The organism is Gracilimonas sp., from assembly GCF_035704785.1.
In the GTDB taxonomy this organism is placed as follows: Bacteria; Bacteroidota; Rhodothermia; order Balneolales; family Balneolaceae; genus Gracilimonas.
The window spans coordinates 1-9,033 of record NZ_DASSWP010000118.1 but is presented as its reverse complement, the minus strand read 5'-3'; the positions used below and the strand labels follow the sequence as shown (position 1 = coordinate 9,033).

At 41.4% G+C, this 9,033-nt stretch carries 7 protein-coding genes and 1 pseudogene; 4 read left to right on the top strand and 4 right to left on the bottom strand.

Going from position 1 to position 9,033, the window contains the following annotated elements; translation table 11 throughout:
• From VFM80_RS07115 to trxA, 3 genes are all read right to left on the bottom strand, one after another.
• A partial coding sequence (locus VFM80_RS07115) for an efflux RND transporter permease subunit (RefSeq protein WP_395070949.1) occupies positions 1-869 on the bottom strand: 869 nt, incomplete at its 3' end.
• Complete coding sequence (locus VFM80_RS07110; RefSeq protein ID WP_395070947.1) at positions 866-1,942, bottom strand: efflux RND transporter periplasmic adaptor subunit; 1,077 nt, start codon at positions 1,940-1,942, stop codon at positions 866-868. The genes VFM80_RS07115 and VFM80_RS07110, both read right to left, overlap by 4 nt.
• 150 nt (positions 1,943-2,092) lie before the next feature.
• Entirely contained in the window at positions 2,093-2,419 is a 327-nt protein-coding gene (gene trxA / locus VFM80_RS07105) for a thioredoxin (RefSeq protein WP_395070945.1), read from the bottom strand.
• Positions 2,420-2,678: 259 nt separating this feature from the next.
• Between trxA and VFM80_RS07100 the strand changes: the two genes are divergently transcribed.
• Positions 2,679-2,873: a DUF2188 domain-containing protein gene (locus VFM80_RS07100; RefSeq protein ID WP_395070943.1), complete on the top strand. Its 195-nt coding sequence runs from the start codon at positions 2,679-2,681 to the stop codon at positions 2,871-2,873.
• A gap of 12 nt (positions 2,874-2,885) precedes the next feature.
• The gene (locus VFM80_RS07095) at positions 2,886-3,503 is read left to right on the top strand and encodes a hypothetical protein (RefSeq protein ID WP_395070941.1); all 618 of its coding nucleotides are present in this window, start codon (positions 2,886-2,888) and stop codon (positions 3,501-3,503) included.
• Between the two features lie 14 nt (positions 3,504-3,517).
• Here VFM80_RS07095 and dnaE read toward each other — a convergent pair whose 3' ends face one another.
• Positions 3,518-7,735 carry a DNA polymerase III subunit alpha gene (gene dnaE, locus VFM80_RS07090; RefSeq protein WP_395070939.1) on the bottom strand — a complete coding sequence of 1,406 codons (4,218 nt, stop codon included), beginning with the start codon at positions 7,733-7,735 and terminating at the stop codon, positions 3,518-3,520.
• A 308-nt stretch (positions 7,736-8,043) separates the two neighbouring features.
• Between dnaE and VFM80_RS07085 the strand changes: the two genes are divergently transcribed.
• Entirely contained in the window at positions 8,044-8,796 is a 753-nt protein-coding gene (locus VFM80_RS07085; RefSeq protein ID WP_395070937.1) for a hypothetical protein, read from the top strand.
• Positions 8,797-8,950: 154 nt separating this feature from the next.
• Positions 8,951-9,033 (top strand): annotated as a pseudogene (locus tag VFM80_RS07080) (IS200/IS605 family transposase); the annotation flags it as partial.

Here is a 9,033-nt window from a genome sequence, read left to right as displayed (position 1 = left end):
GCACCGGGCTGAGGTACAATCACCACCCCCACCATAGGCACACCATTTCGTTTCAAAATAGTTCGCTCATTGGCGGCTCCGAGTTCAGCCCTTCCGATATCCCGAAAACGTACCACATTTCCATCTTGTTCGGTTATGATCAAGTTGTTGAATTCTTCCGGTTCATAAAGCCTGCCCTGCGTGCGAACGGTAAGCTCTGTCAGGTCTCCTTCAATACGGCCGGAGGGCAATTCTACATTTTCTCTTTGCAGGGCCTGCTGTACATCAAGGGGAGTTAACTTGTAAGCAGCTAATCTCAATGGGTCCATCCATAAACGCATGGCATATTCCTTCTCACCCCAAATTTGAACACTGCTGACGCCGGGTATGGTTTGAACACGTTCTTTGAAATCATTAAAAGCTACATCAGAAAGATCCAGTAAATTTCGTTTATCACTGCGTACGTTTAAAAATACAATAGGACTTGCATCAGCATCGGCTTTGGAAACTACAGGAGGGTCGGCATCAGGAGGCAGGTTTCGAACTGCCCGCGATACCCGGGACTGAACATCGTTAGCAGCATCATTAAGGTCAATTTCCAATTCAAACTCTACGGTGATGGTGCTTCGGCCTTCACGACTTGTAGAGGTCATGGTACGAATTCCGGCAATTCCATTAACCTCTTCTTCCAGAGGTTCAGTGATCTGTGATTCAATGATTTCCGCATTCGCCCCGGTATATGAGGTACTTACGGTTACAATAGGCGGCTCGGTAGCCGGATATTCCCGAATTCCGAGAAATGTAAAAGCCACGATCCCCAGGATCAGGATCACCAGCGACATTACCGTAGCTAAAACAGGGCGGCGTATACTTAGTGACGAAATACTCATGATTCATCTCCTTCATATTTATCAACCTGATCGATCCGTACCTTAGAGCCGATCCTTACCTGCAAAAGTCCGGTGGTCAAAACCGTGTCGCCCGGTGCCAAACCTTCTGTTATTTGTACATGGCTCGCTGTTCTAATGCCGGTTGTAACTTCTTGTTCCTCTACCGCTCCGTCTCTGAGGACAAATACTTTTTGCCCCTGAAGTTCGGGTATCACTGAAATTGTAGGGATCATCAGAGCATCTTCAATTTCTTCCAGTATTAACTCCAGATTGGCAAATGCTCCAGGCAGTAATCTCCACTCTACATTATCAGCCAGTGCCCGAATTCGAAGGGTTCTGGTTTGAGTTTCAATACGGGGCTCAATAGCATAAATAGAAGCTTCGAAATCATCGTCCTGCCCCTGAACGTTAAAGATTACCCGGTCTCCGGTTTCGACAACTCCTGCATAACGTTCAGGAATCGAAAACTCTATTTTAATTGGATTGATAGACTGGAGGCTCGCTATTTCTGATGTTGGTGAAATGTAGCTTCCGTTACTCACATACCTGAGCCCAACAATACCATCAAATGGAGCAAGGATCTCGGTTTTATCTATCTGTGCTTTGATCAGATCAGCCTCAGCTCTCAATACATTCAATTCATTAAGGGTAGCATCATAGTCCTCCTGACTGATACCCCCGCGTTCCAGTAATTGCTTTTGACGTTGCTCTCTGACCTCAGCTAAACCGATCCGATATTCCGCTTGCTCAAGTCGTGCCTGCAATTCACTGTCATTGATCTTTATAAGCATCTCACCTTCCCGAACTTCCCGACCCTCATCCAATTTAAGTTCTACTATTTTTCCGGATATTTCACTTCTAAGGTCAACAGATTCATTTGCAAGCAGAGTACCTGTGGTAAATATCTTATTCTCAAAAACCTCAGGTTCAACCAAATGTACATCTACAGTGATTGGGGTATTTCCTTCACTTCCACTTTGGCTTGTTGATGCATCAGATGAATTTTGGAGTTTAGGAATTACTAAAAGTGCAATCAGTACCAACACCCCGGCAATAATGAGTATTTTTTTCATTTATTTTCTTAACTATGATTTAGAATATAATTGCTAAAGATAACTACAAATGAGAACTATGCATTCTAAGTCTTGAAAAGCATTGTAAAAAGCATAAAAAAAGCGATGCAGTATAATCTGCATCGCTTTAAATAACTAAAATAGCTTTGTTTAGGCTACCTGTGCTTCCAATTGCTTGGTTAACTGAGATTTAGGAACAGCTCCTACAATCTGGTCAACTACTTCACCATCTTTAAAGATCAAAAGAGAAGGAATACTTCGGATTCCATATTTCACGGAAACCTCAGGATTACTGTCCACATCTACTTTTCCAATTTTTGCTTTGCCTTCATATTCGCCGGCTAATTCCTCTACGATGGGTCCAATCATACGGCAAGGGCCACACCATTCTGCCCAAAAATCAACTAAGACCGGTTTGTCAGACTTCAGTACTTCATCATCAAAATTGGTGTCTGTAAATTCAATTGGTTTTGCCATAATGCTATTTCTGTTTATTATTTTGAGTTTCTTTAATCTTATAACAAATATCGGGATATTTCATTCAACATTACACATTCTTTTGAGTTATAAGGGTAATAGTGTGCAATGATAAGTAAGTGGAATTTGTCTTTTGGGCTTTGAATTATCTAATTCACATATACCAACTGAAAATAATCTTCCCTATCAATTTCAGGGAATAGTTAAACGAATACGAAATCAATTTGCAAATATTAATTCAGGTGTTATATTAAAATCAATGAGTACTGCAAGAACACATATCATAAAACGTAAAGATGGATGGGCTGTAAAAAAACAGGGGTCTTCCAGAGCATCAAAAGTGTATAGAAATCAAGGTGATGCTATACAGGGAGCAAGAAAAATGAATAGCACTTCTGAGATAGTGGTACATAAGCGCGATGGCTCGATTCGAAAATGGATCAAAAAAAAATAATACTTATATATTTTGGGGAATACATCATTTGAAAAAAATGTTTTTATAAACTGCCCATTTGATAAAGAGTATAACGACTTATTAAAACCTTTACTCTTTACTATTATTGATATCGGTCTAACCCCAAGAATAGCATCTGAACGCCTTGATTCTGGAGAAGTTCGGCTTGAAAAAATCATCGAACTAATTGAGGAGTCTAAATATGGGATTCACGATTTGTCAAGATGTAAAGCCAAAAACATTGGTGATTATTCTCGTTTTAATCTTCCTTTTGAATTAGCCATCGATTTCTCTTGTCGTCAATTTTCTACCAAAAAAAATCTTAAAGAAAAGAAAATTTTGATACTTGAAGAAGAAAAATACAGCCTTCAAAAAGCTCTTTCCGATTTATCTTTTTCTGACACGAAATCCCATAAAGGCGAACCAGAAGAGATTATCTATCAGGTTCGAGATTGGTTTTACGAAACAGGAAAAAGCAACCTAAAAAGTCCTTCTCAGATATGGGATGATTTCAACTACTTCTATAGCGATTTGTATCAAAAGAAAATAGAAAAAGGGTTCTCAAAAAAAGCTATCGAGCGAATTCCTGTTCCCGAGTTTCTAGATGAAATAATTAAGTGGTCAAATTAGGATATACATAGAACCTAATTCCCATGCACCAGCTGCACAGCTTCTTCTCCCAATACCTCACGTAACCCTCTCAATAGTTCATCATTCGGTTCTACCACAAAATTCCTTACGTTCATTCGGATCGGGGCGTTTGCCTCCTGGCTGTGAATGGAAAACCGAACAGTTGTAGTTCCTTTGTTCAAAGAGAATAAGGTTTCCATCTGTTTGAGGTCACTTTTATTAAGCTCTGAGGTTTTCAGGTCGATCTTCAAATTCAGCTGTTCCTGGAATTTTTCACGGAGATTTTCAACCCGCTCAAAATTATTGGCGATCACTTTTGGTTCACCGCCTCTCGTGTCCACCACACCATCGATAAACAGTACATTATCGGTTTGAAGCAGACCCATGTATTGATCATACGTTTTACTGAAAGCGATCACTTCCGTTGAGTTATTAAGATCTTCAACCTGCAGGAAAGCAAATGGCCGCCCTTTTTTATCTGTCACTCGCTTTATTCCTGTAATGATAGCTATAAATCGAATATCGGAACGATCAGATAACCGGCCAAATACATCTTCACTTAAATTCTGTTTTCCAAATAATCGAATTTCTTCCCTGAACCGGTTTAACGGATGTCCACTCAGGTAAAACCCGATCAACTCTCTTTCTTTATTGAGGCGCTCAATTTGAGTCCACCTTGCAACTTCCCTCAATTTTGGTTCCTGAGAACCCGGACCGCCACTGTCGCCTCCAAATAAATTACCCTGATTTAGTCGAATTTCTTCCTGCTTGCGAACTGCATAGGAAAGAATATCCTCCACAGAATCATGAAGCTGAGCACGGTTGTCATTCAGCGTATCAAAAGCGCCGGCAATAATCAGGCTTTCCATCGTTTTTCGGTTACAAATTCGAAGATCAACCCGAGTGGCAAAATCAAAGATCGATGTAAAATCACCATTTTCTTCCCGCTCTTCCACAATATGCTGAATCGCAGATGAACCCACTCCTTTTATGGCAGACATTCCATATTGAACACGTCCATCCTTGGCCCTGAATTTACCACGCGCGGTATTGATATTGGGCGGATCGACGGGAATGTTCATCCGCTGGCATTCCTCAATAAATGACGCTACTTTTTTGATGTCGCTCATGTTGTGCGTCATCACCGCAGCCATATACTCCGCAGGGTAGTTTGCTTTGAAATACATGGTGTGATAGGCTACTACCGAATAGGCAGCTGAATGAGATTTATTAAACCCATAGCCTGCGAACATCGCCATTTTGTCGAATACTTCCTTGGCTGTCTTTTCATCATAGCCTTTTTCGACCGCCTGCTTCACAAATTTTTCTTCTTCCGGCGGAAGCAATTCCGGCTTCTTCTTACCCATGATACGGCGGAGTACATCCGCTTCACCCAGGGAGTAGCCACCCATTTTCTGCGCCACCTTCATGATCTGCTCCTGATAGATCATGATACCGTAGGTTGGCTCTAACAGTTCTATCAGGTCCTCATGATCATATTCCACCTTTTCGCGACCATGTTTCCGCTCAATATAATCCGGAATGAATTGCATCGGTCCCGGACGATAAAGCGCGTTCATGGCTATGAGGTCATTGATGCCTGTCGGTTTCAGGTTTTTAAGGTGCTTACGCATTCCCTCACTTTCAAACTGAAAAATACCTGAGGTTCCACCTTGTTGAAAGAGTTTATAGGTCTTTTCATCATCCAGTGGAATCGTATCTAAATTGTACTCTTTATTGTGATTCTCTTTTACATAACTAATAGCCGTTTTCAATATGGAGAGGGTTTTCAGGCCCAAAAAGTCCATCTTCAGCATACCGGCATTCTCGATTACGTTGCCATCAAACTGAGTCACATACAGATCAGCATCTTTAGCGGTACTTATCGGGATGTATTCGGTAAGCTTGTCCGGGGCAATTATAATTCCTGCAGCATGAATTCCGGTATTTCTTACCGAGCCTTCCAGCACCTGAGCCATCCGAAGTGTTTCGGCTTCAAGTCCTTCACCATCCCTGATATCACGCAACTCTTTAACTTCAGAAAAAGCATCATCGAGGGTAGTTCCCGGTCTTTCAGGAACGAGTTTTGCAATACGGTCGGCATCGGCTAAAGGCAGATCGAGCACGCGGGCAACATCACGAACGGAAGAACGGGCAGCCATCGATCCAAATGTGATAATATGTGCAACCTGATCAACCCCATATTTATTGACTACATATTCGATCACTCGCTGCCGCCCATCATCATCGAAATCAATATCGATATCGGGCATCGACACACGTTCGGGATTCAGGAATCGCTCAAACAGAAGATCATACTCCAGTGGATCTATATTGGTTATACCTGTACAATAAGCCACTACCGAACCGGCAGCAGACCCCCTTCCCGGCCCAACATAAACACCCATATCGCGGGCTGCAGCAATAAAGTCCTGAACGATCAAGAAATAACCGGCAAAACCCATTTCTTTGATGATGCCCAGCTCCAATTCGATACGCTCAGTGACCTCACCATCAAGTTCTTTGTAGCGGGGCTTGGCTCCTTCATAAGTCAGATGTTTCAGGTATTCATCTTCGGTCTCAAATCCTTCAGGAAGCTCAAATCTTGGTAACTGTATTTCACGTTCCAGCTTTATCGGCTCGATCTTATCAACTATCTCCTGAGTACTCATGATAGCCTCAGGCATATCCGTAAAAAGCTCTTTCATTTGTTCTTGGGACTTGAAGTAGAACTCCTCATTTGGGAAGCCGTACCGGAAATCTCGCCCTTTGCCTTTTGGAGTACTCATCAACTCGCCATCATCAATACAGATCAGCGCATCATGTGCTTTTGCATCTTCCTCATCCAGATAAAAGACGTTATTGGTAGCAACCAATTTCACCCCGTATTTCTCAGAAAAAGACCTGAATACTTCATTTACTCTTTTCTCTTCTTCCAGCCCGTGATTCAGCACCTCCAGATAAAAATCATCACCGAAAGTCTCTATCCACCACTGTAATTCCTCTTCAGCGAACTCCAGCCCCTTGTTTAAGATAAGATCGGCAAGCCATCCCCGAACTCCTCCACTCAGGCAAATGATATCTTCGGCATACTCGGCGATCACTTCCTTATCTATTCGGGGATATTTATAATAGTACCCTTCGGTAAAACCAATAGAGCTTAGTTTGGAGAGGTTCTTATAGCCATTTTTATTCTTAGCGAACATCGGGATCTGATACCGCCGGTCTTTATTATCCCGGGTGAATTTTTGCTGCGTTCGGTCTTCAACAACAAAAAACTCACATCCTATTATCGGTTTGATTCCTTCCGAGTGAGCAGCAGCGGCAAAGGCAAACGCACCATACATATTTCCAAGATCGGCAAGGCCAACCGCATTCATCCCCTTTTCTTTGGCTTTAGCTACCAATTCTTTTATGCCTGAAGTGGCTTGTAAAACTGAAAACTTAGAGTGATTATGAAGATGCGTAAAGGTAACCTGCTCTACAACATCGCTACCAATTGTCTCTTCGGTGTTTCCACTTTTTTTTTGAGCCTCTAATTGTTCTTCGGTCTGCTTGGTTTTAAACCGGGATGGAGAGACGAGATCAATATATTCTTCTTTTTTGATATAGCTCTGGGCTGATTCATACAACCGGGCATCCATCGGAAAGTTGATCTTGGTAGCCCCGGTTCGAACCATTTCCAGAAAAATGCGTGCAGTTGCTTCAACATCGGCTGCAGCATCGTGAGCATCCTCAAAGCCTTGATCAAAAAGGGCGTGATGCAATTCACCCAACGATGGCCATTTGTAATTTCCGCCTCTGCCCCCTTCGATCTTGGCAACATCGGTACCATCAAGTTTGGTGTCGACCTTGGGTTTATCTAAAATAGCTGACGAGATCTTTTTCCGAAGATATTCTGCGCCCATGATCTTCTCATCAAAACTAACGTTATGCCCGATCAGGAAATACGCTTTGTTGATATCTTTTGAGAATTCACGCAATACAAATTCAAGCTCTACCCCTTCTTCCTGTGCACGCTCGGTAGAAATACCGTGGATCTTCTCTGAATTAAAAGGGATGGTAAATCCTTCCGGCTTAACAATATAATTACCACTGTTGATCAGTTTTCCGGTATGATCGTGCAACTGCCATGCAAGCTGAACCAATCGCGGCCAATTATCTAATTCTGTGATTGGGGCGGAAAAGTCTTGTGGTAATCCGGTTGTTTCAGTGTCAAAAATCAGGTACATGTGATCCCTTTATTGGAGTAGAACTTCAGGACTTGAATATACTATTCCTGAGCCATCAATTCGAAATTAGTTGCACACTAGTTTTCCACAATTTGCAGGAGTGAAAAATATAAAATCGGAAAAGTGAGGGGTGTAAATTAATGATCAGTCCATGTATTTTAAAATCCGTTAAAATATCTATCCTATTAAACAGTTAGTAAATCAGATAACAGAAGAATGTTTAACATTATTTTGTTGTTTAAAACCGAAACTGTGGTCATATTTGTTTAATTAGGCCAATTTGCAGATTAAACTAAAATTATATTCCCATGAAATTATTTAAAATATCAGCCTCAGTAGCTTTGCTGTCATTGTTAACGCTTTTTGCCACTAATGATACAGCAGCGCAAGATAATGATATAGATTACGAGACAGTCCAAATAGCAACCGGAACCACTATTTACAGTGAAGACGTTAAGGATATTCAAGGAAGCCCCCTAATCAAAGAATCTTTTGAAAATGGACGCATTCTTTTTACAAATGGAAAAGCCAGTGAGGTACTTCCTATCAACTACGACTCCTATAAGAATCAGGTCCTGTTTATAAAGGATAGAAAAGTTATGGTGTTAAATACTAATGGAGTAAAAGGGTTCATGTTTCTAAAACCTGAAAATTTTGAACAATCAGATAATGTTCAAGAAGTATTCAGCTACCAGGTAAGAAACGAAGCATTTGGTTTTAGCGAAGCAACACCGGTTCAGCTTTTATACAATCAGGGTACAGGACTGAAATTGATCAATGTTCACGAAACAAGTCTTATGAGAGGAAATTCAAAAGATCCTTTTACCGGTAAAGTGATTGACAGGTATGTCAGTGGTGTCACACATTATCTGGAGAAAAAGAATGGCGAAGTTGTAAAACTGAGGCGTTTACGCGATAAAGACATTATCAACTCTTTAGACAAAGAGTATCGCAAGCAACTGAAGAATTTCATGAAGGAAAGTAACCTTGATGGACGCTCTCAAAAAGACTTAGCAAAATTATTGACTTACTACGATAATATTACCGCTGGTAATTCTTGATCTAATCAGATCAGCTTTTCTTAAGCGCACCATATAGGACTTTAAGTACTATGTGATGCGCTTTTTTATTGGTCCCAGCCCAGGGTTTAAAACCCTGCACTTTAGTATTCCGAAAAAATCTAAAAGGTGGTATTTTGGGATTATGGAAAAAGGAATGCGAAGGGGCAGCCATACGGTAAGCCGGCTGACGTGTCACATAGTGTGGGTTACCAAGTATAGATACCACGTTCTGGAAGG